Source organism: Citrobacter sp. wls757 (assembly GCF_005280935.1).
Lineage (GTDB): Bacteria > Pseudomonadota > Gammaproteobacteria > Enterobacterales > Enterobacteriaceae > Citrobacter > Citrobacter portucalensis.
Genome location: NZ_SZWU01000049.1, coordinates 196,328 through 222,242 on the forward strand (window position 1 = coordinate 196,328; position 25,915 = coordinate 222,242).

The following is a 25,915-nucleotide window of genomic DNA, read 5'->3' on the forward strand; positions in this document are numbered from 1 at the left end:
TGCTTCCTCGCGCCCGACCCGGTAGCCTGGAGGAATAAGCGGAGGGGACCGCGGAGCGGCAATTTTCCCGCCGGGAGCCGGGATTGTAAAGGGCGTGGCGAAGAACGCCCTTTACACGTTCACGGGTATCAATGCTTCAGAAAAATAACACTGCTGAGGTGAACGGAACCCTGAGAAAGAATCACATGTTCACCCTACATGCTTAACTGGACAGTATTGAACGTGGATGAGCCGTTAAACTGACTTATTTGATGTACGAATCCAGCACTTTCAGGACCACATCCAAATCCTCTTCGCGCTTAATTTCATCGCCCTGATGCACAATGTGCTCGGTCAGATGACCTTTAATCACTTCACGCATTAATCCGTTTACTGCCCCGCGGATCGCCGCTATTTGCTGCAATACTGCCGCGCATTCATGCGGTTCATCCAGCATGGTTTTCAACGCCGCTACCTGCCCCTGAATCTTGCTGGTTCGGGCTTTCAGCTTTTGTTTGTCGCGGATCGTATGTGACATAACTTTACCTTTTTAACGTCTGGCTGTAGGGACAATACCATCGACATTCTACTGGGGGGTAGTATTTAATACTGGGGGGGAGTAGAATCAGGCGAAATTAAACAACTAAGAATCATTCTCATGGGTGAGTTTTCTACGCTTCTTCAGCAAGGCAACGCCTGGTTTTTCATTCCCAGCGCGATTCTATTGGGTGTGTTGCACGGTCTGGAACCGGGGCATTCCAAGACGATGATGGCGGCCTTTATTATTGCCATTAAGGGGACCATCAAACAGGCGGTGATGCTGGGGCTGGCAGCAACGCTGTCGCATACCGCCGTGGTATGGCTGATTGCGCTCGGTGGGATGTATATCAGCAAAGCGTTTACTGCCCAGGCCGTTGAGCCATGGCTGCAGTTTGTCTCGGCGATTATTATTCTCGGAACCGCATTCTGGATGTTCTGGCGAACCTGGCAGGGAGAGCAGAACTGGCTGGCCCAGACGCATCACGACCACAATCACGAGCATCACCACCACAATCACGAGCATCACCACCACCATGATCATGACGACCATCATCATGACCACGATGACGATCATCACCATCATCATCACGAACACGAGCATAATCACGACCATGCCGCACTGGCAGGACTCACCGAAGGCTCGAAAGAGTATCAGGATGCCCACGAACGGGCGCATGCCACTGATATTCAGCGCCGCTTTGCGGGCAAAGAGGTCACCAACGGCCAAATATTACTGTTCGGTCTGACCGGCGGGCTTATCCCGTGCCCAGCCGCCATTACGGTGCTGCTGATTTGCATCCAGCTCAAAGCCTTCACGCTGGGTGCGACCATGGTGCTGTGCTTCAGCCTCGGGCTGGCGCTGACGCTGGTAACGGTGGGCGTGGGAGCTGCAATCAGCGTGCAGCAGGCGGCCAAACGCTGGAGCGGATTTAACACGATGGCACGCAAAGCCCCCTATTTTTCCAGTGTGCTCATTGCGATGGTCGGCTTATATATGGGGATTCACGGCTATATGGGGATCGTCGGTTAACACCAAGAGAGCGCAGCAGCGCTTGCCGCTACGCGTAAAACCAGGCTAGCTTTCGACATTCCCCCACACCAGTTGCCCTTTATGGAAGGTCGCGATGCGTGGGGAAATTCGCGCGACCGCTTCCGCCGAACAGGAGGCATCCACCAGTACAAAGCTGGCTTCATCCTGCGCTTTTGGCCAGACGCGCTCACCTTTATCGTTTAGCGGCAGCACATCGCCGGTGGCAAGAAACAGCGCACGCGACAGGTTAAGCTCATTGGGGCGAATATAGAGCTGGGCGTACAGATTCGCCTTCTCCAGCATGTCTCCCAGCCCGTACGGCGACCAGTGGTCAATCACGCTGTCGGTGCCGGTAATCACCTCCACGCCTTTGTCTCGCAGCTGTTTGAGCGGCATATGCAGCGTGCCAATCGGCACCGTCGAGGCAATTGTAATCTGCTGCGCCGCCATACGGGTCGCCAGCGCGTCAACCTGCTGCTCGTTCAGCGTTGCCAGCGCAAAAGCGTGGCTGATGGTCAGTTTGCCCTTTAGCTGCGGCGTTTTCTCCACCGTTTCTACCATGTAATTCACCGCCGCCACACCCGCCGGACTGGTTTCATGCAGATGGATATCTACGCCTTTATCGTAATCCAGCGCAATCTGGAACATGGTGTCGAGGGATTTTTCCATCGCCCCATCGACGCTGGTTGGGTCCAGACCGCCGACGTAATGCGCTCCCGCCTGCATCGCTTCGCGCATCAGCGGTTCAGATTTTGATAACAGCAGGCCATGCTGCGGAAATGCCACGATTTCACAGGCAAAACCCGGTTGACGACGCGCCAGTACCGCCTGCAGGTTTTCGAGATTTTTCAGCCCGGAAACCGGTTCTATGTTGCAGTGGCTGCGGGCGATCGAAGTGCCTTTTGATTGCAGCAGATCGATCAGCTTTTCCGCACGCTCCTGCGTATAAGGCTGGAGTTCAGGCAGCAGCTTTTGTTCCAGGCGGATCATATCCTGAATAGTGGTGCCAGCCGGACGGTTCAGCGAACGCCAGGGACCGCCGTAAAAGGTTTTATCCAGATGGATGTGCATGTCGCGCATGGCGGGCAGCATCAGCTTTCCACCCGCATCATAGTGAGGCAGCGTCGCATCCGGATGCTGCTTATTCTCGCGCAGCGCAACGATTTTTCCGTCCTGGATTTCAACGGTTTGCAGCGCGGTACGGGTGTGCACCACCACCGAGTTTTCGTAATCAAAGCCCGCTTCCAGCAGGAGGTTATCCAGGTAATAGTGTTTATCGTTAATCGTCATTGTGCCCTTCGACCCGCAGGTGTTCCCGACAGGATTAGCAGCATACGCGACCGGAGCGACCGCGCCAAACAGCGCGGCAGCGGTCACCATTTTTCCGCTCTGGCTTAAAAACTCACGACGGCTGTTACTTTCCTTCATTCACGTCTCCTCTCAGGAATGGACAATATGGGTGCCCGTTTCGCCGCGCAGTGCGGCAGGCAGGCATTCCGGCGTGGTGATGATCACTCGTTTACCGCCACGCTCCAGAAACGCCAGGCTGGCAACGATCTTGGGTAACATGCTGCCAGGCGGGAAATGTCCCTCCTGCATGTAACGGGTCATCGTTGCAACATCCACCGTATCCAGCGCCTGCTGGTTGGGTTTGCCAAAATGAATACAGACCTGCTCGACGCCGGTGGTGATCACCAAAATGTCGGCGCGGATCTCCTGCGCCAGTAGCGCCGTGGAGAGATCTTTATCAATCACCGCGTCCACGCTCTGGTAATCCCCTTGATCGCTACGCACCACCGGGATCCCGCCGCCGCCCGCGCCAATAACCACAAAGCCTTGCTGGGTCAGCGTTTTGATCGCCTCCGCCTCGACAATGCGCTTCGGTTGTGGAGAGGCGACTACCCGACGGTAGCCGCGCCCCGAATCCTCAACAAAGCGCCAGCCCGGATTGACCCGCTGCAGTTCATCACGCTGCACTTCGCTAAAGAACGCTCCAATGGGCTTGGTCGGATTAGCGAAGCCTGGATCGTTTTTGTCGACCTCCACCTGCGTGACCACCGTAACTGCCCTCTGCTCACCGCGCCGCGCCAGACGGTTATTCAGCGCCTGTTGGATCAGGTAACCGATACCGCCCTGCGTATCGGCAACGCAGTTTGCCAGCGGGGTAAGCGGCAGCCCTTCACGCTCGTGCGCGATTTCCGCACGCCGCAGATCCAGCCCTACCTGTGGCCCGTTACCGTGCGTCAGCACAATGTTGTAGTCCGATGCCAGCATCTCCAGCACCGTATCCGCTACCGCTTTCACCGCTTCAGCCTGGTGTTCAATCGACTGGCTGGCGTTATCTTTGATAATGCTGTTGCCGCCAATGGCAACGACCACAAGTTCTTTCATAGTGTTATCTTCCGCTTGCAGGCAATTCAGGTCGTTTTCGTTGGTTCCTGCTCAGGCGCAGTCACCGCTTCACGGCTATCAAGAACATGCTTGAGGACAAACATGCCGCTCATCATCAGGTAGGCCACAACAAACATCATCGAGCTGCCTTCCGCAAAGCCAACCGCCGGGGAGTGAATCACGCCAAACAGCGATAACAGCGCGCCAAAGGCTGCGGCAATCGCGCCGCGTAACGGCTTGTTCATAATGGCGAAGATAGCGACGCAGCCCCACAGCATGCTGGCCAGCGGTGCGCCGCTTCCCAGATGCACCAGTCCGTCGTAATAGACACCTTTGCTGTGCAGCAAGTCACTACCCAGTTTCCCCGCGGATGTTCCGGCGGCACCCATCACGCTGTTGACGATGGTCAATGCCCAGTTGGCGATCCACGGGAACAGACAGATGAAGATAACGGGAACCTCGACTTTGGGCGTTTCTCGCACCACCTGGTTGGCGGTCACCACGCCGATAAACACCAGAATCGGCACTATCGCGGTCATCGGAATAATGGCGAGCATAAACGCGCCCAGCCCAAACAGCGGCACCAGGAACATGGTGATGCCTGAAGCGAGGGTATAGCCGATGCTGGCGCCCATCGCTTTCCAGCCCGCATGCCCAACATATACGGTCACCGGGAACGGGTTACCCAGCATGCAGCCGAGCATGGAGGCAAAGCCGTTCGCCATCATGACCTTACGGGTGTTGTACTCATCGCCCGCCGCGTGCGCACTTTCAATGTTCTCAAGGTCAAAAATATAGTTCGCCAGGCCCAAAGGAACTGCAGAAGCCAGATACGGCAGTGCGTGCGGTAAACCTTGCAAGAAGCTGTCGACATGAATTTCCGGCGGGTTGAAGCCAAAGGAAGACATCGAAGCTTTAATGGCTTCCGGGCTTTGTAAACCGGAGATCCACGCCAGGGCCGTACCGGCAATCAGCAGCAGCAAACCGGTAGGAATACGGGCAAAAATCGGCTTCTTACCGAACCAGTTAATGAAGATCAGCAACAGGACGATGAAAGAGACGGTCGGCGCTTCGAATGCCTGCAGCATCGGGTTCATCGCCAGCAGCAACAGCCCCAGGCCGGACAGACAAGAAAGCAGTACCGTACGCGGGATCATCTTGCGGATGGTCTCGCCCAGGAAGGAGCCGCCGACCAGGATCAACGCTTCGACAAAGCACCACACCAGGGCTATCTGGATAGCGAAGTTGGCATCTTTGGTTTGCTGATAAACCGGCATCAGCACCAGGAAGGTCACGGTGAAGATTGACGGTGCACTCGGTCCGGACGGCAGCGCCGTTACGTCGTTACGCCCGGTGTGCTTTGCCATCTGCAGGCCAAACCAGGCGTAGCAGACGCTGGCCACCAGCACCGCCAGACCAAAGGCAGGCGCAATGCGACCATAGACAATTTCGGTAGGGATCCCGACGACAAAAATGAGCAGCCCCATCATTGTCAGCAGGTTAGTCAGGTTGTTGGTCATCAGCCCAAAGTAAGCCGCCCAGTCACCACGTTTCCATTCTAGTTTTATGCTGTTCATGGAATATCCTTAACAGGTTAAGCATCATTTGCGATCGCGGAGATCGCCCAGCCCTGCAGGTAAGCAACGTTTTTCGCTTCGCTACTGTGGGGCTAACCGCGTTAGCCCCGGTTATTGTTATTGGCAGTAGCGGTCGCGCCAGTTGAGGATCGCCTTTTCAAAACAGGCGAACGGCGGGTGAACTATTCCGGCGCCGATCATGCCGATCCCCGCGTCTTTGTGCGCAATAGCGGTGTTGATCACCGGCAGAATGCCGGTGCTGCCTACGCGCGTAATATCGATAGCGGTCGGTACGCCCATAAAACCAAGCAGTGGAATGGTGACGTTGGGGTTTTCGCCGAGAGTGATTTCACGCATCTGGCGAGAGAAATCAACGGCCTCTTCGACCGTACCGCCCACCAGCGCTACGATGGCCGGTGCCGTCGCCATCGCGAAACCGCCAATGCCGTAGGTTTCGGTGATCGCGCTATCGCCGATATCACGTCCGGAATCTTCCGGCTTGTAGCCCGCAAACATCGGCCCAATCACCTGCTGTGCCGGACCGGTAAACCACTGGCCCGGTAAGCCGCTAATGCGCAGACCGAACTCAACGCCATTGCGCGCCATCGTCGTCACCACGGTGCTGTATTCAATACCGTGTGCAGCGTCCATTGCGGCTTTACACATCGCCATCCAGGTCGGTCCGGAGAAGTAATCACTACTGAGGACGAACTCGAACACCTCACGTTGCTGCTCAACCGGATAGCCGGTCTGAATAATCCACGGCGTCAGCGCCTGAATCAGCAGCGCCGTCCCGGCGTTGTTGCGGTTATGGCACTCATCACCCATGTGCAATGCCTGCGCCAGCATCAGGCGCAGATCGATTTCGCCCGCCAGTTTCATAGCGTCGCGCAGCATCGGTCCCAGCACATCGCGCATCCAGTTCAAACGATCGATAACGCTCTGATCGTTCGCGCCCATGCGCAGGATCTTCGCCATCTGCTCGCTCATATTGGTATATGCGCGGTTGCCATAGGTTTTGTTCTCGACGATGTGCATAAACATCGATGCCGACGTCACGCCCGCCATCGAGCCGACACAGTCATGCTCGTGGCACGGAGAGAAGATGATTTCACCCGAGGCGGCCAGTTCGGCGGCTTCATCCAGATCTTTCGCCAGCCCTTCAAAGACCAGTGCCCCGGTTACCGCCCCCTTCATTGCGCCGCACATTTTTTCCCAGCGGATTGGCGGCCCGGCGTGCAGGATGGTGTTACGGGTCATGCCCGGCACGACGTTGATCGCCTGGTCATAGCCAATTAGCACCGGATGCGACTGGATAATGCGTTCCAGCGCCTGCTGGTTAGCGGCCGCGATTTTGTCTGCCAACGGTGAATCGGCAATGTCGTCCAGTGCCGCTACCACCTGCATGTTGCCCTGGCCCGGCGGCGTCCAGTCGAGCTGGGTCACCGGTACGTTCTGCTTTTTCAGGTCATCGCTGAACATTGCGATGCCAACGTTAATCACGTTCAGCGGCTGGTTAAACAGTGTCTGGCTCATCAGGCTTCCTCCCCTTTACAGATAAATTCACGCGCCAGCAATCCGGTGTTGGTGCTACTGCTCGCCCAGATAACCCCGGCGTCGGTCAGCATCTGACACTGTTTTTCCAGCGACGGCGTATCAAGATCGGTTCCCAGCACATAGCCGAGGATCTCAAGCGGACGACCGTCTGCGGCGGCGATCGCTTTGGCTTCAACGATCGCATCGAGCATCACGCCAACCGGATCTTCATGCGATCCAAATCCAAGGACGAAGTCCATCACGATCACGCCAACTTCAGGATCGCGCGCTTCCTGTAACAGACGACTAATACGGTTGGTGGGATCGATCATCGGGTGCGGTTTGCCATTGGTAAAATCGTCATCACCGAAATCGAGGAAGGTATGCGCCACGCTGCGGTTGAGATCTTTCAGGCGGAATGCCGGATCCGGATGAATGTTGCTGTAAACTTCGGCATGTTTTTCCATGGCAGCAAACATCGCCTCATCGCACAACGTGCCGCCACAGAACAAGCCACGGATGTACTTTTGTTGCGGGGTCAGACGGGCGCGAACCTCTTCAATCAGCGGCCAGTTGAGCGGATGCAGATCCAGACTCTCTTTTTTCACGCCGGTCAGCAGTACCGCTTTCAACGCCGCCTCTTTAGTACCGCGGGCAAACTGCAGGCCTTTTTCATCCGCAGGCGCGGCTTCACGTCCGAGGAAACACACTACCACGGGCTTATGACAGGCGCGCGCACGTTCCAGCACCTTGCGCGCCACCGCTGGCGCAGGCGGTTTGGAGATAAGTGCGATGATCTCAGTTTGCGGATCGGCCTCCAGCATGCCAATCGCGTCAAGCATCATCAGGCCGCCAATCTTTTCACTCAGATCGCGTCCACCTGTGCCAATCAACTGGGAAATTCCGCCGCCAAACTCGTGAATGCGTACGCTCAGCTCCTGGCTACCGGTACCGGAGGCACCAATAATTCCGATGTTGCCGCGACGCACCGCGTTGCCAAAACACAGCGCCGCGCCGTTAATGATGGCGGTTCCGCAATCTGGCCCCATCATCAACAGTCCTTTTTCATGCGCCAGCTGCTTAAGCGCCAGCTCGTCCTCAAGAGAGACGTTGTCAGAGAACAGCATCACATTGAGGTTATTTTGCAGCGCCTGGCGCGCTTCACGCGCGGCAAACAGGCCATTGACCGAGATCACCGCCAGATTGCTCTCAGGAACATGCTTCTTCGCGCTGGCAAGCGTGGCATAGCGCGATTCATGCTGGCCACCCTGCTCTTTATGCGTAAACAGATCGTCAATCGCCATCAGCGTTTGGTCATTCACCGCCTCGCTGGCACCTTTAATGACAATCATCAGATCGCCACTTTTCGCCTCTTCCAGCTCAGGCGTCAGCAGGCCGAGATTCTTCAGCACGCCCTTATTCATCTCTGTCGCCATAGCCACAAACGCCTGCTCAACGCCATCGAGCTTATTTGCGCGCGTGGAGATAGACATCAGTGAGACAGAATCAAAATACGTGTTCTTTTTAACAACTATCCTGATCGACATAATTCCCTCCGGACCTGTGGCTCAGGGCGCAGGCATCCGCCATGCCATACAGCATGTCGCAGCCAGAACTTGAACCGATATTTTTAATGTCAGTAATATATTGCGTAGAAACGAGTTGTTGCTCAGTAATAAATTGGTTCAGCAGCCGTCCGATGCTTTCCCGATAACGCTGATTAAATGCTTCCTCTAGCGTTATTTTGCTAAGTAGCGTTGTATTATTTCCTGCACGTTGCAATGCCGCTAAAAAATCATCTCTATATTTCCTCAGCGGATGTCCGGGAATAAATAAAATGGTGCTTAAGCCTACTAAATAATCATCCGATGAGGGCGTCAGCCCTATCCCTAAACCAATTAAATGGCTGACCGCCGTAGTAATATTTTCTCCTGTACGCAACGCCGTCAGTAATGTTTGTCGGCGGTTGAGTAATTGACGGGTGATTTCCTGATAAAACGGATTGTCACCCCGGTACAGAAATAATGTGTCGTCGCTTCTTAGCTGTTGGCGGATAACCTCTTCCCAGTACTGCCAGCCGACTGCGGTAAGGCTTGCTGCATCAGATGTCCACCGTGGTATTCGCCACAGCTGGCAACCGGCGGTTTCTATCCATTTATCATTGCCAACAACTATTCCCGACCCGCTAAAATTGACCCGCTCACCGGGGTGAAACAGGTCTTCACAATGCGTCAGCGCCAACCGACAGCTGTTAGGTGCGTTATCACAATCTTCACTCAGTAACGTCAGCAGCCGCTGCTGTTCGGGTATCAACAGGTTTACCGCGTGGGAAAAAACCTGTTCAACCCGTCCCGTTCCCCGGAAAGTGAGAAACGCGCTGTCTGCGGTTAGCGCCCGTACGCATCGCCGTGATGGCGTAGCGATAATGGCGCTCCTGTGTCAGGCTCCGGCCGCAATCAGCAGCTCGGCAATTTCGTGGTACCCTTTCTCTCGCGCCAGTTCCAGCGGGGTTTTACCGTATTTATCCGTCATGTGCGGGTTTGCGCCATGGTCGAGCAGCAGCTTAACGATCTCCTGCTGCTTCGCACCGCCGTCATTTAGCACGATGGCTTCCAGGAGCGGCGTCCAGCCAACAAAATTAGTATGGTTGACATTGATATCGGTACGCAGCAGTAGTTCGCGCACGATCTCGACATGACCTTTTTCGCTGGCAGGTGTAATACCAACGCCGCCAAAACGGCTCAGGCAATTGAGGTCGGGGTCAGCCGGTAATACCGTACGCAACAGCGTTAAATCATTAGTCAGGCAGCTAATCAGGAAAGGGTTAAAACAAGTTTGATCTTGTTTATTAATATCGGCACCCGCAGCAATCAATAAAGAAACACAGTCATAATGTTTATTCAGGCTGGCAATAATAATGGCAGTACGCCCCTGGCGGTTAGTGGCGTTAATATCCACATTTTTTGCCAGACAGGATTTTAATCCATCGGCATTGCCCTGTTCTGCCGCCAGCAGAAATTCAGTAATGAGTTCTTTCTCTGACATAATCGCTCTCCTGCAGTTTTTTAGACTTTTTAAATATCCGATAACCTGAGAATAGCAACAGAGTGCAGAGAATAACATCCGCTTAAATTTCATTCATCGTTAATGCATCGATTATTGAATCAATTTTAACAATGAGGACAAAACGTGCTGTAGTGCAATCTTTCCCTTATGGCTGGGGCCCTTTTAGCCACTAATCAGTAGTCCGGAAAATCAGGCGGTATGCTGCACGGATAGCGGCCTGCAATTAAAATACAGAAGTGTGATTGCCTTCAAATCAAATGTAAAACTAGTGTTAAATTCTGTTCAAAACTGATTGCTCTGTATAAGGATTACAAATACATTCAACAATCATCGTGTTGCGGATGCGCATTGTCGCCGGAGGGAAGAAAGATGAATTCAATATTTACCGAGGAAAACCTACTGGCATTTACGATGGCTGCCCGCTATAGCAGTTTCAGCAAGGCAGCGGAGGAGCTTGGCTTAACCACATCGGCAATTAGTTACACCATTAAGCGCATGGAAATGGGTCTCGACGTGGTGCTGTTTACCCGCAGTACTCGCAGCATTGAGCTGACCGAGTCCGGGCGTTACCTGTTTCGCAAGGCGACCGACCTGCTCAACGATTTCCACGCCATCAAGCGCAGCATTGATACCATCGCTCAGGGAATTGAGGCTCGGGTGCGCATCTGCATTAACCAGCTGTTGTATACCCCTCAACATACGGCGAGGCTGCTGCAGGTACTCAAGAAACAGTTTCCAACCTGCCAGATAACCGTCACTACAGAGGTGTATAACGGCGTCTGGGATTCGATCATCAATAACCTGGCCAATATCGCCATTGGCGCGCCCGATACATTACTGGACGGCGGCGGAATTGATTACACCGAGATCGGCGCGATCCGTTGGTCGTTCGCGATTGCCCCGGATCATCCGCTGGCGTTTATGCCTGAACCCATCTCTGAGAGCCAACTACGCCTGTACCCGAACATCATGGTGGAAGACACCGCGCACACCATCAACAAAAAAGTCGGTTGGCTGTTACACGGTCAAGAGTCGATTCTGGTTCCCGATTTTAATACCAAGTGCCAGTGCCAGATCCTGGGGGAGGGCATCGGTTTTCTGCCAGACTATATGGTGCGCGAGGCGATGGAAAAGTCGTTGCTGGTGACACGGCAGATCCACAACCCACGTCAGGATTCACGAATGCTTTTGGCAACCCAGCATTCGGCAACCGGTCGTGTCACTCAGTGGATTAAAAAAGAGTTTGGCCCGCAAGGGATACTGACGGGGATTTATCAGGATTTACTGCATCGAGCGTGATGCACCGGATGGCTGTTATACCTTCCAGTGCATATAAGATAATCAGGCGCGGATATCGTCGTACTCGCGGGTTTTATCAAATTCATGTTTGGCAAACGGGCACAGCGGAATAACTTTGCGGTTTTCAGCGCGCATCTTCTCTACCACTTTCGCCACCAGCAGTTTGCCGACGCCCTGACCTTTCAGACTGGGATCGACATCGGTATGTTCAATGATGCTCAGATGCTCGCCCGTCGGCACGAAAACAATCTCGGCAACCTGGTTGCCCTCAGCATCATTGACATAAAACTTGTTATGGCCTGCAAGAATTTCCATGCTTCCCTCACTCATTTTTGGCGATATTTCAGCGCACCGCTCGGACAGGTATCGATGACCTTGATGACCGTGGCAACGTCCACTTCATCCGGAATAATCCACGGTTTACGTTTCAGGTTAAACAGCTTCGCGCTTCCCCGCACGCAATTGCCCGAATGCTGACACATCGCCGTGTTGAAGTAGACGTCAATCTTCTCGCCGGTATAGGCCCGGTAACCTGCATCCAGTAGTTCCTTATCCACGACATTGCCTCGCATTTTTTTATTGTCTGGGTCTAATCATAGACCTATGCGAGGCTGAAGGAAGCGGCTGAAAGCAGAAATATCATTCAGGCTTTTTCTGTATCGACGGCTGCGGCTCTGGCGGCAAATACTCCAGCATCGCAGGCGTCGGCGGCGGGAGGCGGTTATCGGCAATATCCCTGTCCACATCGATATGACTGATTTCGCCATTCTCATGATGGTGGACCGTCAGCACCCTCGCCTTGTTCAGTTCCGTAACCAGCTCCCGGGTAATACGCAAACTTTCTGCCAGCTCATGGTCTTCAAGCCCGGGTCTGCGACTGCGGCGTTCGACCCGAAAACGAAACTGGTTGTACTTCGCCCAGCCAATCAGCACCAGGCCGTTGACCAGGGCGACAAGGATATAAAACGTGACCGTATCCAGCGTGGTGAAAAAGGGTCGCACCCCCATATACGGTGAATGCGCCAGGGCTGTGATCAGCCCTTTATATATCAAATAGATAAATCCAACCCATGCGATGGCCGTCAACAACACATCGATGATGCGCGGCAGCAAACGCCGCTCCGTGAAGATCAGTGGCTGGTTCATGATTCGATCCTCCCAATTCCACGGTCAGGACTCACCCAGCGCGCCCTGCCGCGTTTGCGTTTAAGCATCACTTTCGGGAAAGCCACCAGCGTAGTGAACAGGCTTAGCATCCAGTACACCACCGGGAACCAGATAATCCAGAACAACGAGGCGCCAATGCCTTTTTCATAGCGTCGTTCAATCATCAGACTCACCGCAAACTGTATTAAGCAGACCACACCGAGAATAAGTCCGGTAAAGGCTGGCGGGAACAGATGCTGTACATACAGCGAGTCCGGCATCGGGATCATCAGCCCTAACAGGAACAGCACGATACTGATCGCATAGGCAAACGACCAGGCGGTAGAAAAACAGAACTCAAGAAACAGCGGCCACATGCGGCGGAACTCCCACGACCACAGACGACGCATGTTAACGATAAACACCTCTGCACCACCCTGCGCCCAGCGCAAACGCTGCTTCCATAGCCCTTTTAATGTTTCAGGCATCAGGATCCAGCACAGTGCGCGCGGCTCAAAGAATACCGACCAGTGGCGCAATTGCAGCTTCCAGCTGATATCGATATCTTCGGTGATCATGTCCGGGCTCCAGTAACCGACCTCGGCCAACGCGCGACGACGAAACGCCGCAACTACGCCGGAAACGGTAAAGATCTGCCCATAGACTCGCTGAGTACGCTTAATTAAGCCGATAATGGAAGAGAACTCACCGACCTGCACACGACCGATTAACGTAGAGCGGGTTCGAATACGCGGGTTCCCCGTCACTGCACCAACGCGCGGGAACTGGATCAGAGGAGCCACAATATAGGCAACGGCATCACGATCCAGTAACGCATCGCCATCAATGCACACCAGGTAATCACTGCGCGCAGCGGCTGCACCGGTCTTGAGCGCCAGCGCTTTACCCTGGTTTTCAGCCAGATGAATCACCCGCAGGCTGGGGTATTCCACTGCCAGTTGTTCCAGCACGTCGTGAGTGTCATCCGTCGAACCATCGTTGATGGCGATCACTTCGATATTCTTATATCGCTGTGCCAGTGCTGCCTCAATGGTTTCACGCGCGTTGATCCCTTCGTTAAAACAGGGGATCAGAATGGACACCAGTGGATTCCCCGGCAGGGTCGGTGGTGGCGTGTCATCTCCCCATTTCCAGTGACGTTCACGGTAAAACCAGAAATAGACCCCGCCGCTTATCCACAAAGCAGACATGAACAAAGGCCAGAAGAAGACGAAGTTCAACATCACTTCACCTGTGAAGATGACAGCCACGCCAAACGGCAGGCTGAACATCAGGCAAAGTATCAGGAAAGCAATAATGCGATCGGTCATTTTTGCGGATACCAGTATGAGGAGAACGTCGAGCGAATCTCTGACATCTCAGGTTTGTCGCTGATGAAATCATCCGGGTAATAGCCGTAGTTACCTGCACCGCTTAATTTCAGCTGGCGCATCCATTCGGCTATTTGTTTTCCGCTGATTTCAGCCTGATCCCCGGATTTACGCCAGTCTCGTGCCTGCAGTTCAAACACGGTTTTATCCAGCGCCCCAGGGGTTTGTGCAACGGCATTCACCAGTCGGTCAAGCCATGCGTTGGCATCATTGGCCGGGATCTGTTCCATGAATGGCATCGCCATCGGCGCCGTCCAGTCATAGGTATTGAGGAAATCATTCAGGTTTTGTGCAAACCAGGCTTCACTTTCAGGCTCCAGTACCGGCATGGCGTAAATATTGCGCGCAGTTTGCACCTGTGGACCGCGAATATTACGCACCGTCCGGGTCAGTTGTTTGGTGAAGTCAATCAGCATCTTACTTTTCAGGCGAGTCCAGCGCTCGAACGCCTGAGGATTATTACGTATTTGCTCGATACTGCCCGGAAGCCCTGCGGCACGGTAGGCGGCTAACGCCTCCGGTGACGCATCTTCAAAATCCGTCAGGAAAGCATCGTCATGGAACAAAATACCTTTGAAGCTGGCGTGCTTCGCCAGGTCTTCATAGATTTCAGTGATGCGTTTGCGCGCTTCGCTGTCCCAGGGCGAGAGACGAACATAGTTCTCGTGATTGATAGCAGTGCGTCCCGTTTTCGGATCCCATGCGGTTACGCGTGGAATGGACGCGTCGAGATCGAAAGCCAGAACCGGCATCCAGGCATACACCGTCACCCCTGCCCGCGTTTGTAACTGCCAGGAGATATAGTTAAAGAGATCGGCACGCATCGGCAGCCAGCGGTTGGGGAAATAGAGTTCGCGAATATTCCCGTCGCCCTGCGGATCGGCGTACGCTTGCAGGAAGACATGAGAAATACGCATGTCATAAACGCGCTGGATCAGCTTATCGATATTTCGCTTCTGCTGAGCAGGGTCTTTGTCATACACGTAATCCAGATCGACATGCATCACGCGCATCGTCTGTGGTTCACGGACCTGAGCGACCTGACTGGCAAAGCGCTTAAGGGATGGGTTATCAGAAATCAGCACGCGCGGAATATCATCGAGAAACGCGGCATTTGCCAACCCTTCATTAAGCGTAAAGGCCATCTTATAGCCATGCTCTTTGGCCAGGTTTAACGTTGTACCGTTGGCTGCGCCGTAAGGCCATACCCACGCGCGCGGCGATTTGCCGGTCACCGCTTTGATCTTGTTAGTGATCAGAGAGATATCCGTGTTTATACGTCGCGTGTACTGTTCGTCCGTTTCGTAAGTGCCGGTTTTCTTATCATACAGGCGGTTCGCCACAGCGGGCTCTTTACTCCCCTGCGGGTTGGCCTCAGCGCCAAAGTGCGAGTTCCAGGTGTGCGCACCGACTTCTACCAACGGCGACTTGCCCATTTCTTCGACCATTTTCCAGGTGGCGAATTTGTCTCGCGCGGTCATTAAGCCGCCAAAATCGACTTTTTTGTTGGCTGGCGCATCAACCCAACTGCCTACAGGCGCCCATAGCGCAGGCCAGTTATAGGCTTTCAGCAATGGCCAGACGCGGGTATAAAAACTGCTATATCCGTCGTCAAAGGTGAGTAATACCGCTTTTTCCGGCAGTACAATTTTACCGTCATGGGCGTCCAGAATTTGCTGCACGCTGATCGGCTGATAGCCATTATCACGCAGCCAGGCCATTTGGTCGCTCAACGCGCTGGTACGCACAGAGAGGTAGCGCTGGTCGGCTGCACCATCCTCCACATCATGGTAGCCGAGCACCAGAAAGCTATTTTTCGGCCACGGATGATCCGCCGTCAGCGGCGTTCTCTCTGCGGGAGGAACATAGCGAGGCGTTGTATTGTGCGCGCTGCTGCACGCGGTAATCATCAACCAGCCAGCGATTAATGCGCTAAGCCACAGGCATCTTTTCAGCATGAACAATCCTTAAAACCTGACATTTAAATCGAAAGCGAGGGAGATATTCCGCTCACGTTTACCGTCATAGGGGCGTTTATCCCAAATCAGCATCACCCCGCCGTCTACGACGTTGTTCCATTTAAGCCGTTGGCCGTATCCCACCTGGACGATAGCGCCTGCATCTTCACCTTGCTGCCAGTAGCCACCTACGCCAGCCAGACCTTGCTGCGTCCAGACGGTATCATAGTGGCGGTAAAGAACCTGCTCTGCGCTCAGGCCAGGGACAACGGAAAAATCACTCTTCGGGTTGTAATACGGCACATTCTCTTTGGTGTTGGTGCTCCCGCCGATACCCGGCGTAAAGTCCAGCGTGAAGCGCGGCGTGGTCCACATGCGCTCTTTTCCGCTGAGTCCATATTCGATGCGATCGTTACCGTCCGAGAAATGTGATGCGGCAAACGACAGTTGATATTCACGTCGTTCGTTTTGATACCAGCGAACAAACATATCGCCGCCGTTGGCATACACGCCACTACGCAGCGCGCGCAACGGGGTATTGCGAGAGAGGCGTTCGGCTGACCCACCAACGCGCCAGTTGTCATTAAAGTCATGCCAGCCGGATAGACGCCCGCCAATCTTCTGACCATCGCCATAATTTCGGCCTGACACTTCCATTTCCGCCCAGTAATCGCGGGAAGTCCATTCTGCACCCGCCGCCAGATCGCGGCTGATGCCCTTCCCTTCCTCAAATTCACCGGTAGCAAAGTTGAATCCGGTAAACAGTCGCCAGTTGTCATTAATCGGCGGACTGTAAATAGCCGTGTTGATGTTGAAGTCATTCTTACCGCTGACCGGGCTATCGGACGAGATCCCCTGCGTACCGCTAATGCGCACTTCCGACATTTTGTGGACATCACGAATACGCGCGAGGCGCAGCGTCGCTTCATCATCCGGGCTACGGGCAATAACGTCATCCGTCAGTTCATCTGCCTGTTTCCACTCCTGAAGATCCAGTGCAACGTAAGCCTGCTGACGTTCCAGCTCCAGGTTGCTTGGCTCAATGACTTCCGCCAGCTTAAGCTCTTTCTCCGCCGCATGCGGCAATCCACGCGCTTCAAGCACAGAGGCATAAGATATGCGCAATCCCTGGTTACCAGAGCCTGTTCGTGCCAGATGCTCTGCGAGCTTTTCTGCCTCTGGCAGTTCATTGGCAGCGATATGATATTGCGTCAGTAGCGACTGTCCGAGCAGCCAGTTATCGTTAGGCTGCGGCGTTGGCGAGCCATAGATACGCCGCAGATACGGACTCTCTTTGATCAAATCATCAACTTGTTTTTTGGCAGCATCGAAGTTTTCATTATCAATGTGCGCGTAGAACAGATCTTGTTGATCCTCAGGACTGAGCGGCGTCACCGGGATAGGTCCATTCGGGTAGTAAATGCTCGCCAGCATCGCTTCGGTTTTTTCCGGCTGACGTTCGCTTAACCATGCTGATGCCACCCAGCGTTTTGCATAGTTTGGTACTTCGCCGCTTGCAGAAAGGGACTCATACTCATCAATCACTTCGGCAGTACGCTTACGCACCAACAAGGCACCCATACGGTCAATTCTCGCCCGACGGACATCATTCTGCGCAGACGGCTCATCTTTCCAGGCCGCCAGCAACTGGTCATAACGGGCCAGCGCTTTATCGGCCACGATAAACCGTTCTTCTTCATTACGTGCGGACGTATAGGAGGAGCGTACCATTTCAGCCGCCGCATCAAGCTCAAGACGGCGCTTCACTGGATCAGCAGTGGGAACGACCTCCGCCATATTTAAAGCGGGTCCGGAAACGCGGTTCGCCGACAGCGCAGATAGCAGCGTGGATTTTGCATTTTTGTTGCCTGGATCAACATCATCCGCCTGGCTGGCAACCAACAGTGCATCCCAGTTTTTCCCCTGAGAATGATATACGTAGGCAAGCAGTGCGTCGGAGTCTGCGCCCGGATGCGCCTGCGCCCATTTATTCGCTTCAGTAAGGGCTTGTTGGTTGTAGCGCGCATCCGCCAACGTCATTATCCAGCCGGTGCGTACATCCACGTTATCAGGCTCTTCCTGTAAAACGCTTTCCCACACCGCCAATGAATCATTCCAGTTTTTCTGGTTACGGTACGCACGTGCAGCGGCGACTTTGCCGCGCGCAGGCACATCCATCTGCCCACGATACCGCTGCCAGATTTGAATGGTTGTTTTATCGTTGTTCTCAACCCAACCAGAAACTTGCAGCCAGTCGGCAACCTGATTTGGCGTTAGCGCACTTTTCTTTCCCTGATCCTCAAGGTAGCGCAATAGTGGCGCACTATTCCCCCCCCGCGCTTCAATAACCAAAGCATCATAATCTGATACCGCAGCAGAGATTTGCATAGGGAAAAGAATGCTTGCCGTAAATAAACAGCTTACAGACTTAAAACGTTTAATGAAGTTGGCATGTCGACGCATACTGAACATATCTGCCCTTATATCTTACATCAGAGTAAAAATAAGCGTTTTCAATAAGTTACGGTCAATCCCTGACAGTTGCCGACCATGTAAGATGCACTGCCGCTTATTTCGTAATAGGGTTATGAAGCAATTAATTCTTTCGTCTTATTGACTACCCGCACCGCGTCCTCTAATCGTTGGACAGGAGGCATAAACTCGGGAATTTTATCACTCCATGTAGTTCGTGGCTACGCAATAAGAAAAGTCTTAGGCAAAAAAGTATTTTAGACTAAATAATCCTAATACTCTTGGGATTGAATTCTGGATTTAAACAAAGTTTGCCCGGTGACATCATGTGACGATGCTTACTATTGCTGGTTAGCATAGCTACACCGCGCAACTGTTTGCATGGTAACTATTTTGAGAGGTGAATAGAGAAAAATCTGATAATAGGCTCTCTGCTAACAACAAAATATAACTTAATTTTTAGGGCTCAAACAGGGCCAATGAAATGAAAATAAGGGTACAGGCACAAGAAGAATTAGATACAGTAACAATGCGTTGAAATCAAACAACTTTATTTATCATTTTTCGAAACCTACCATAATTGGTATTTGGAAACTCAATCAAATACGTGCGTGAATAATTGTGTATTACTCTACCTGTTAATATATTTACCAACCTTGCGTACTATTGACAATATCAACCACAATCAATTATTTCCCCTTACAATATGCAAGCCTATTTGCATTACAAGCAACTGATAGAAGCATAATTTTTTGCACTTACCTTCCCCTCAGTCTTTCAGGTAATCTGGGCAAAGACGCCAATGGGAGCCGGTCAATGAAAATCGTTAACGCAGAAGAAAAGCACATCCTCACCATACGCGATATCTATGCACATCATGTTCTTCACGGTACCGGCAGCTTTGAAACCGACCCGCCGGATGCACACGAGATGCTTGCTCGTCTGGAAAAAATCCGCAGCCTCGGGCTGCCGTGGGTCGTCGCTCTGCAGGAAGATAAGGTCATCGGGTATTGCTACCTCACCCGCTACCGCGAGCGCTATGCCTACCGCTATACCCTTGAGGATTCGATTTATATTGCTCCAACGGCTCAGCGTCAGGGTGTAGGAAAAGCCTTACTGCGTCATGTGATTGGCTGGGCTGAAGCACAGGGTTATCGGCAACTGATTGCCATCGTCGGCGACAGCAATAATCAGGGATCGTTAAAAGTCCATCAGCAGGCCGGATTTACGCAAATCGGCACACTGAAAAACATTGGCTTCAAACATGGGCTATGGCTCGACACGGTATTGCTACAACGTAATCTGGGTGAAGGTAACGGCACGCTACCACCGGATTCCGGTGTCGCTATCTAACGTTTTTAAGGATTAACTACAGGGAGAGAATTTTTGGAGCGGGCGAAGGGAATCGAACCCTCGTATAGAGCTTGGGAAGCTCTCGTTCTACCATTGAACTACGCCCGCATCAAAGTGCGTAAGGGATTATAAACCTTACGCTCTTCTTGGCAAGGGACTAACCGACTGACTGGCGATTAAATCACCGTCAGCATTTTGGCTTACTGCCCTGCGGTGGCAAATAACGCAGCGGATCGATAGCCGTCGCCCGGTAGCGGATTTGGAAATGCAGCCGCACCGTAGTCGCATCCGAGCTGCCCATCGTCGCGATTTTCTGCCCGGCCTTCACGTTTTGACCGTTGTTCACCAGCATGGTGTCATTATGCGCATACGCAGTGATGTAGTCCTCACTGTGCTTAATCATGATGAGATTACCATAGCCCCGCAGCTGATTACCGACGTAAACCACCTTCCCGGCGCCGGCGGCATAAATCGGTGTACCGCGCGCAGCCGAGATATCAATGCCCTTGTTGCCGCCGTCCGCGGTTGAATAAGGCAGGATCACCTTACCGCTGGCAGGCCACAGCCAGCAACGTTGCCCTACCGGAGGCCAGGAAGACTGCGGTACGGACGAAGACGGTCTGACAGCTGCCGTTTTGGTTGAGGATTTCTTGGTTGTTTTGCCAGAGTTAGAACTGGTTTTCGCGCCACCGCTGACCTTCAGTTTTTGCCCTACTTCAATGGTATAGGGCGGTGAAATATTATTCAGGCGGGCGATCTCTTTCACGCTGGTCCCGGTAGCGCGCGAAATACGGTATAGCGTATCCCCCCGCTTCACGGTATACACGGAGCCGGAATAACTTCCTGTATCAGACGACTTGCTCCCGGAACACCCTGCTAACAGCAGACCGACGCACAGCAACATCACGATACCCAGGCCATTTTTCTTCAGGCGTCCTGCACTCAAAACAATACCTCGCAACATTTTCAGACGCTTTATCATAGCAGCCAGAAACCGGATGCCAAATCATATCGCGCAACGAACCGTCGGCCCTGGCATTTCACACCCTCTGTTAATCAATCTGACGTAATTAAGCATATAATATGGGTGCTTAAGATTGATGGTGGACGCTATGCGACAGGAACATGTCATTTTATTGAATGAGCAGGACCAACCCTGCGGAACGCTGGAAAAATATGCGGCGCATACCGCCACAACCCCCCTGCATTCCGCTTTCTCGTGCTGGATATTTAACGAGCTGGGCCACCTGCTGGTCACCCGCCGCTCGCTGCACAAAAAAGCCTGGCCTGGCGTCTGGACCAACTCTGTCTGTGGTCACCCGCAGTTGGGTGAAACCCACGAAGCCGCTATTGTCCGCCGGGCTCGCTTCGAACTGGGTGCAGACATCGACTCGCTCAGCCCCGTGTATGCTGACTTTCGTTATCGCGCTACAGACCCGAGTGGAATTGTGGAAAACGAAGTGTGCCCGGTTTATGCCGCACATATCGTGAGTCCGCTACAGCTAAACCCAGATGAAGTGATGGATTGCCAGTGGAGCAGTCTTGAGGATGTCTTAAGCGGGATTGACGCGACGCCGTGGGCTTTTAGCCCGTGGATGGTAATGCAGGTTGCAGACAAAGAAGCGCGTGCGCTGTTGCGGAATTACTGCCAACAAATTATTGCCTGATGGCGCTACGCTTATCTGGCCTACATAACGAATCGTAGGCCGGATAAGGCGTCAGCCGCCATCCGGCATTTCACATCTTACTTAACCGGGCGCATCGCCGGGAACAGGATCACGTCGCGGATAGTGTGGCTGTTGGTGAACAGCATAACCATACGGTCGATACCAATGCCCAGACCCGCAGTCGGCGGCAGACCGTGTTCCAGAGCGGTAACGTAGTCTTCGTCATAGAACATTGCTTCGTCATCACCCGCATCTTTAGCGTTAACCTGATCCTGGAAGCGCTGCGCCTGATCTTCCGCGTCGTTCAGCTCGCTGAAACCGTTACCGATTTCACGTCCGCCGATGAAGAATTCGAAGCGGTCAGTGATTTCCGGGTTTTCGTCATTACGACGCGCCAGCGGAGAAACTTCTGCCGGGTACTCGGTAATGAAGGTCGGTTGAATCAGGTGCGCTTCCGCAACTTCTTCAAAGATCTCGGTCACGATACGGCCCAGACCCCAGCTCTTCTCAACTTTGATGCCGATAGATTCAGCAATCGCTTTTGCAGAGTCGAAGTTATCCAGATCGGCCATGTTGGTTTCCGGACGGTATTTCTGAATCGCTTCGCGCATGGTCAGTTTTTCGAACGGTTTACCGAAGTCGAAGACTTCTTCACCGTAAGGCACTTCAGTCGTTCCCAGAACGTTCTGCGCCAGCGTACGGAACAGCGATTCGGTCAGTTCGATCAGATCTTTGTAGTCCGCATAAGCCATGTAGAGTTCCATCATGGTGAACTCTGGGTTATGGCGAACAGAGATGCCTTCGTTACGGAAGTTACGGTTAATTTCGAATACGCGTTCGAAGCCGCCAACCACCAGACGCTTGAGGTACAGTTCCGGCGCGATACGCAGGTACATATCCAGATCCAGCGCGTTATGATGGGTGATGAACGGACGCGCTGCCGCACCGCCAGGGATCACCTGCATCATCGGGGTTTCTACTTCCATAAAGCCACGAGCAACCATGAACTGACGGATGCCAGCCATAATCTGTGAACGCACTTTAAAGGTATTGCGGGATTCATCGTTAGAGATGAGATCCAGGTAACGTTGACGATAGCGCGCTTCCTGATCCTGCAGACCGTGGAATTTGTCCGGCAGCGGGCGCAGCGCTTTGGTCAGCAGACGCAGTTCGGTGCAGTGAATAGACAACTCACCGGTCTTGGTCTTGAACAACTTACCTTTCGCGCCGAGGATATCGCCCAGATCCCATTTTTTGAACTGCTCGTTGTAGACGCCTTCCGGCAGGTCATCGCGAGCTACGTACAGCTGAATACGGCCGCCAACGTCCTGCAGCGTAACGAATGATGCTTTACCCATAATACGACGGGTCATCATACGGCCAGCAACGGATACCTCAATGTTCAGCGCTTCCAGCTCTTCGTTTTCTTTTGCGTCGAAGTCAGCATGCAGTTGGTCTGAGGTATGATCGCGACGGAAATCGTTCGGGAACGGGATCCCCTGCTCACGCAGGCTCGCCAGCTTCTCACGGCGCGTTTTCAGTTCATTGTTAAGGTCGGCTACCGCGTCAGCGCCCTGTACGTGTTGTTCAGACATGTTGGTTCCTCATAACCCTGCTTTCAAACTTGCTTCGATAAATTGATCCAGGCTGCCATCCAGCACCGCCTGCGTGTTACGGGTTTCAACCCCGGTACGCAGATCTTTGATGCGGGAGTCATCAAGGACATAAGAACGAATCTGGCTACCCCAGCCGATATCTGACTTGTTGTCTTCCATCGCCTGTTTCTCGGCATTCTTCTTCTGCATTTCCAGTTCATAAAGCTTCGCTTTCATCTGCTTCATGGCCTGGTCTTTGTTCTTGTGCTGGGAACGGTCGTTCTGACACTGCGTCACAATCCCAGTCGGGATGTGGGTAATACGCACCGCAGATTCCGTACGGTTAACGTGCTGACCACCCGCACCGGAGGCACGGTAAACGTCAATACGCAGATCCGCCGGGTTGATATCGATATCAATATCATCATCAACTTCCGGATAAACAAACGCAGAACTGAACGACGTATGGCGACGTCCGCCGGAGTCGAACGGACTCTTACGAACCAGACGGTGTACGCCGGTTTCAGTACGCAGCCAACCGTACGCATATTCGCCAGCAATTCTGATGGTTACGGATTTAATACCCGCCACTTCACCTTCAGACTCTTCAATAATTTCAGTCTTAAAGCCGCGCGCTTCAGCCCAACGCAGATACATGCGCATCAGCATGCTTGCCCAGTCCTGCGCTTCCGTACCGCCAGAACCTGCCTGAATATCGAGATAGCAATCTGCGCTGTCATATTCACCGGAGAACATACGACGGAATTCCAGTTGGGCCAGCTTATCTTCCAGCGTGTCGAGTTCTGCTACGGCTTCGTTAAAGGTTTCTTCGTCGTCGGCTTCTACAGCCAGTTCCAGCAGGCCGGAGACATCTTCCAGGCCCTGGCTCATCTGATCGAGCGTATCAACGATGGCTTCAAGAGAAGAACGCTCTTTACCCAGCGCCTGCGCGCGTTCGGGTTCGTTCCATACGTCTGGCTGTTCCAGCTCGGCGTTTACTTCTTCCAGACGCTCTTTCTTGGCATCATAGTCAAAGATACCCCCTAAGAACGTCAGAGCGCTCCGTGAGGTCCTGAATGCGGTTATTTACCGGATTAATTTCAAACATTGTCTGATTTCTTTTATTGGACTAGTCAAAATGCGGTGATAAGAGCGGGATTGTAACTAATCCACGCCCTTTTTTATAGCGATTAGTGACGCTAAAGTGGCCAGATATTGTCGATTATAATCTGCAAACTACGGTTGCCGCGAAACTCGTTAATATCCAGTTTGTAGGCAAGCTGAACTTCGCGCACGCCGTTGTCCGGCCAGCAGTTGGTATCGACGTTAAACGCAATACCGTCCAGCAGTGGGCCGCCGCCAACAGGCTCGACCATCACCTTCAGATGACGCTCACCGACCAGACGCTGCTGGAGCAAACGGAAATGCCCGTCAAACAGCGGTTCCGGGAACATTTGTCCCCACGGTCCGGCATCGCGCAGCATCTGTGCGACTTCCATGGTCATCTCAGACGCGTTCAGTGGGCCATCCGACACCACTTCACCTTGCAGTAAGGCGGGATCCAACCACTCGGTTACCAGTTCGCCAAAACGCTGCTGGAAACGCTCAAACTGTGCCTCTTCAAGCGATAAGCCCGCAGCCATGGCGTGACCGCCAAACTTGAGGATCATGCCCGGATAAAGGGTGTCCAGGCGCTCCAGCGCATCGCGCATGTGCAGCCCCTGAATCGAACGCCCGGAGCCTTTGAGAGTACCGTCACCTGCCGGGGCAAATGCTATCACCGGGCGATGGAATCGCTCTTTAATACGCGATGCCAGAATCCCCACAACGCCCTGATGCCACTCGGGGTGAAACATCGCCAGACCGCCCGGAAGCGTATCGCTACTGCGTTCCAGCTTTTCACACAGGGTCAGCGCTTCGGCCTGCATACCCTGCTCAATTTCTTTGCGCGTCTGGTTGAGTGCGTCCAGCTCATTGGCCAGCACGCGCGCTTCACCAATGTTGTCGCACAGCAACAGCGCTACGCCAACGGACATATCGTCCAGACGCCCCGCCGCATTCAGCCGTGGCCCGAGGGCAAAACCTAAATCACTGGCTGCCAGCTTTAGGGGGTCGCGATTGGAAATCTCCAGCAGAGCTTTAATACCTGGGCGGCATTTTCCGGCGCGGATACGGCTTAAGCCTTGCCACGTCAGAATGCGGTTATTGGCATCCAGCGGGACCACGTCCGCCACCGTGCCAAGCGCAACCAGATCGAGCAAATCCGCCAGGTTCGGCGGTGCAATGCCTCGCTCATCAAACCAGCCTTTATCACGCAGGAAAGTGCGCAGCGCCAGCATCAGATAGAAGGCTACACCAACGCCTGCCAGCGATTTCGACGGGAACTCACAGTCGTGCAGGTTAGGATTGATGATCGCCTCTGCGCCCGGCAGCGTATCCCCTGGCAGGTGGTGATCGGTCACAACGACCGGGATCCCCAACGTTCTGGCATGTTCGACACCCGCGTGAGACGAGATGCCGTTGTCTACGGTGACAATCAGCTGAGCACCACGGGCATGGGCCTGATCAACGACTTCCGGGCTTAAACCATAACCGTCCTCAAAACGATTTGGCACCAGGTAGTCAACGTTACTGCAGCCCAACGCGCGCATCGCCAGGATGCTTAGCGCCGTGCTGGTCGCGCCATCGGCATCGAAATCGCCAACAACGATGATGCGAGTTCCCGCACGAAAGGCGCTGTAGAGGATCTCAACCGCCTTTTCGACACCGTTTAAATGCTGCCACGGCAGCATTCCTTTGACGCTACGCTCAAGCTCCTGCGCGCTACGTACACCGCGACTGGCGTATAAACGGCGCAGCAGCGGCGGTAAGTCGGCAGGTAGCTCGGCTGTCTCGTCGGCTTCACGCCGACGAAG

General features: G+C 53.5%; 22 protein-coding genes and 1 tRNA gene. 4 read left to right on the plus strand and 19 right to left on the minus strand.

What is annotated here, in order from left to right; genetic code table 11:
* Positions 1-244: 244 nt before the first annotated feature.
* A complete protein-coding gene (rcnR, locus tag FDW94_RS13245; protein WP_003825567.1) occupies positions 245-517 on the minus strand; it encodes a Ni(II)/Co(II)-binding transcriptional repressor RcnR in 273 nt (90 codons plus the stop codon).
* Positions 518-637: 120 nt separating this feature from the next.
* Here rcnR and FDW94_RS13250 point away from each other — a divergent pair, with 120 nt between their 5' ends.
* On the plus strand, positions 638-1,549 hold the full coding sequence (locus tag FDW94_RS13250; RefSeq protein ID WP_137377710.1) for a nickel/cobalt efflux protein RcnA: 912 nt from the start codon (positions 638-640) through the stop codon (positions 1,547-1,549).
* 45 nt (positions 1,550-1,594) lie between these two features.
* On the opposite strand, the gene FDW94_RS13255 is transcribed toward FDW94_RS13250, so the two are convergent.
* From FDW94_RS13255 to FDW94_RS13285, 7 genes are all read right to left on the minus strand, one after another.
* Positions 1,595-2,977, minus strand: coding sequence for an amidohydrolase family protein (locus FDW94_RS13255; protein WP_137377711.1), 1,383 nt, complete (start codon positions 2,975-2,977; stop codon positions 1,595-1,597).
* A 12-nt stretch (positions 2,978-2,989) separates the two neighbouring features.
* A complete protein-coding gene (locus FDW94_RS13260; RefSeq protein ID WP_008785727.1) occupies positions 2,990-3,940 on the minus strand; it encodes a carbamate kinase family protein in 951 nt (316 codons plus the stop codon).
* A gap of 26 nt (positions 3,941-3,966) precedes the next feature.
* A complete protein-coding gene (locus FDW94_RS13265; RefSeq protein WP_003825560.1) occupies positions 3,967-5,517 on the minus strand; it encodes a hypothetical protein in 1,551 nt (516 codons plus the stop codon).
* Positions 5,518-5,634: 117 nt separating this feature from the next.
* Positions 5,635-7,053 carry a DUF1116 domain-containing protein gene (locus FDW94_RS13270; protein ID WP_008785728.1) on the minus strand — a complete coding sequence of 473 codons (1,419 nt, stop codon included), beginning with the start codon at positions 7,051-7,053 and terminating at the stop codon, positions 5,635-5,637.
* Positions 7,053-8,600, minus strand: coding sequence for an acyl-CoA synthetase FdrA (fdrA, locus tag FDW94_RS13275; RefSeq protein WP_137377712.1), 1,548 nt, complete (start codon positions 8,598-8,600; stop codon positions 7,053-7,055). Before fdrA ends, FDW94_RS13270 begins: the two co-directional genes overlap by 1 nt.
* On the minus strand, positions 8,578-9,366 hold the full coding sequence (locus tag FDW94_RS13280) for a DUF2877 domain-containing protein (RefSeq protein WP_137377713.1): 789 nt from the start codon (positions 9,364-9,366) through the stop codon (positions 8,578-8,580). Before FDW94_RS13280 ends, fdrA begins: the two co-directional genes overlap by 23 nt.
* A 126-nt stretch (positions 9,367-9,492) precedes the next feature.
* Positions 9,493-10,098 (minus strand): ankyrin repeat domain-containing protein, encoded by a 606-nt coding sequence (locus tag FDW94_RS13285; RefSeq protein WP_008785731.1) that lies wholly within the window; start codon positions 10,096-10,098, stop codon positions 9,493-9,495.
* A 390-nt stretch (positions 10,099-10,488) separates the two neighbouring features.
* On the opposite strand from FDW94_RS13285, the gene FDW94_RS13290 reads away from it, so the two are divergent.
* Complete coding sequence (locus FDW94_RS13290) at positions 10,489-11,418, plus strand: LysR substrate-binding domain-containing protein (RefSeq protein WP_003825551.1); 930 nt, start codon at positions 10,489-10,491, stop codon at positions 11,416-11,418.
* A gap of 42 nt (positions 11,419-11,460) precedes the next feature.
* Here the strand turns inward: FDW94_RS13290 and FDW94_RS13295 are convergent, their stop codons facing one another.
* The 6 genes from FDW94_RS13295 to pgaA form a co-directional block, all read right to left on the minus strand.
* Complete coding sequence (locus FDW94_RS13295; RefSeq protein ID WP_016157396.1) at positions 11,461-11,733, minus strand: GNAT family N-acetyltransferase; 273 nt, start codon at positions 11,731-11,733, stop codon at positions 11,461-11,463.
* A gap of 11 nt (positions 11,734-11,744) precedes the next feature.
* Positions 11,745-11,975: a 4Fe-4S mono-cluster protein YjdI gene (yjdI, locus tag FDW94_RS13300; protein ID WP_003825544.1), complete on the minus strand. Its 231-nt coding sequence runs from the start codon at positions 11,973-11,975 to the stop codon at positions 11,745-11,747.
* Between the two features lie 82 nt (positions 11,976-12,057).
* Positions 12,058-12,564, minus strand: coding sequence for a poly-beta-1,6-N-acetyl-D-glucosamine biosynthesis protein PgaD (pgaD, locus tag FDW94_RS13305; protein ID WP_003825542.1), 507 nt, complete (start codon positions 12,562-12,564; stop codon positions 12,058-12,060).
* On the minus strand, positions 12,561-13,895 hold the full coding sequence (gene pgaC / locus FDW94_RS13310) for a poly-beta-1,6-N-acetyl-D-glucosamine synthase (RefSeq protein ID WP_032944880.1): 1,335 nt from the start codon (positions 13,893-13,895) through the stop codon (positions 12,561-12,563). Before pgaC ends, pgaD begins: the two co-directional genes overlap by 4 nt.
* Positions 13,892-15,913, minus strand: coding sequence for a poly-beta-1,6-N-acetyl-D-glucosamine N-deacetylase PgaB (pgaB, locus tag FDW94_RS13315; RefSeq protein WP_048215612.1), 2,022 nt, complete (start codon positions 15,911-15,913; stop codon positions 13,892-13,894). Before pgaB ends, pgaC begins: the two co-directional genes overlap by 4 nt.
* Positions 15,914-15,922: 9 nt before the next feature.
* Positions 15,923-18,385, minus strand: a complete 2,463-nt coding sequence (gene pgaA / locus FDW94_RS13320; protein ID WP_057067439.1) for a poly-beta-1,6 N-acetyl-D-glucosamine export porin PgaA — start codon at positions 18,383-18,385, stop codon at positions 15,923-15,925.
* An 816-nt stretch (positions 18,386-19,201) separates the two neighbouring features.
* Here pgaA and FDW94_RS13325 point away from each other — a divergent pair.
* On the plus strand, positions 19,202-19,738 hold the full coding sequence (locus tag FDW94_RS13325; protein WP_137377714.1) for a GNAT family N-acetyltransferase: 537 nt from the start codon (positions 19,202-19,204) through the stop codon (positions 19,736-19,738).
* A 34-nt stretch (positions 19,739-19,772) separates the two neighbouring features.
* Here the strand turns inward: FDW94_RS13325 and FDW94_RS13330 are convergent.
* Positions 19,773-19,846: transfer RNA gene (locus FDW94_RS13330), tRNA-Gly, on the minus strand.
* A gap of 79 nt (positions 19,847-19,925) precedes the next feature.
* On the minus strand, positions 19,926-20,684 hold the full coding sequence (actS, locus tag FDW94_RS13335; protein WP_020996306.1) for an amidase activator ActS: 759 nt from the start codon (positions 20,682-20,684) through the stop codon (positions 19,926-19,928).
* A gap of 166 nt (positions 20,685-20,850) precedes the next feature.
* On the opposite strand from actS, the gene idi reads away from it, so the two are divergent.
* The gene (gene idi / locus FDW94_RS13340; RefSeq protein WP_137377715.1) at positions 20,851-21,405 is read left to right on the plus strand and encodes an isopentenyl-diphosphate Delta-isomerase; all 555 of its coding nucleotides are present in this window, start codon (positions 20,851-20,853) and stop codon (positions 21,403-21,405) included.
* 77 nt (positions 21,406-21,482) lie between these two features.
* On the opposite strand, the gene lysS is transcribed toward idi, so the two are convergent.
* From lysS to recJ, 3 genes are all read right to left on the minus strand, one after another.
* Entirely contained in the window at positions 21,483-23,000 is a 1,518-nt protein-coding gene (gene lysS, locus FDW94_RS13345; protein WP_003026911.1) for a lysine--tRNA ligase, read from the minus strand.
* A 9-nt stretch (positions 23,001-23,009) separates the two neighbouring features.
* A protein-coding gene (prfB, locus tag FDW94_RS13350; RefSeq protein ID WP_100194817.1) for a peptide chain release factor 2 occupies positions 23,010-24,108 on the minus strand; the annotation gives its coding sequence in 2 pieces (ribosomal slippage) (positions 23,010-24,032 and positions 24,034-24,108; 1,098 coding nt in all).
* A 91-nt stretch (positions 24,109-24,199) separates the two neighbouring features.
* Positions 24,200-25,915, minus strand: a 1,716-nt coding sequence (gene recJ / locus FDW94_RS13355) for a single-stranded-DNA-specific exonuclease RecJ (RefSeq protein ID WP_137377741.1), incomplete at its 5' end; no start/stop codon positions are given.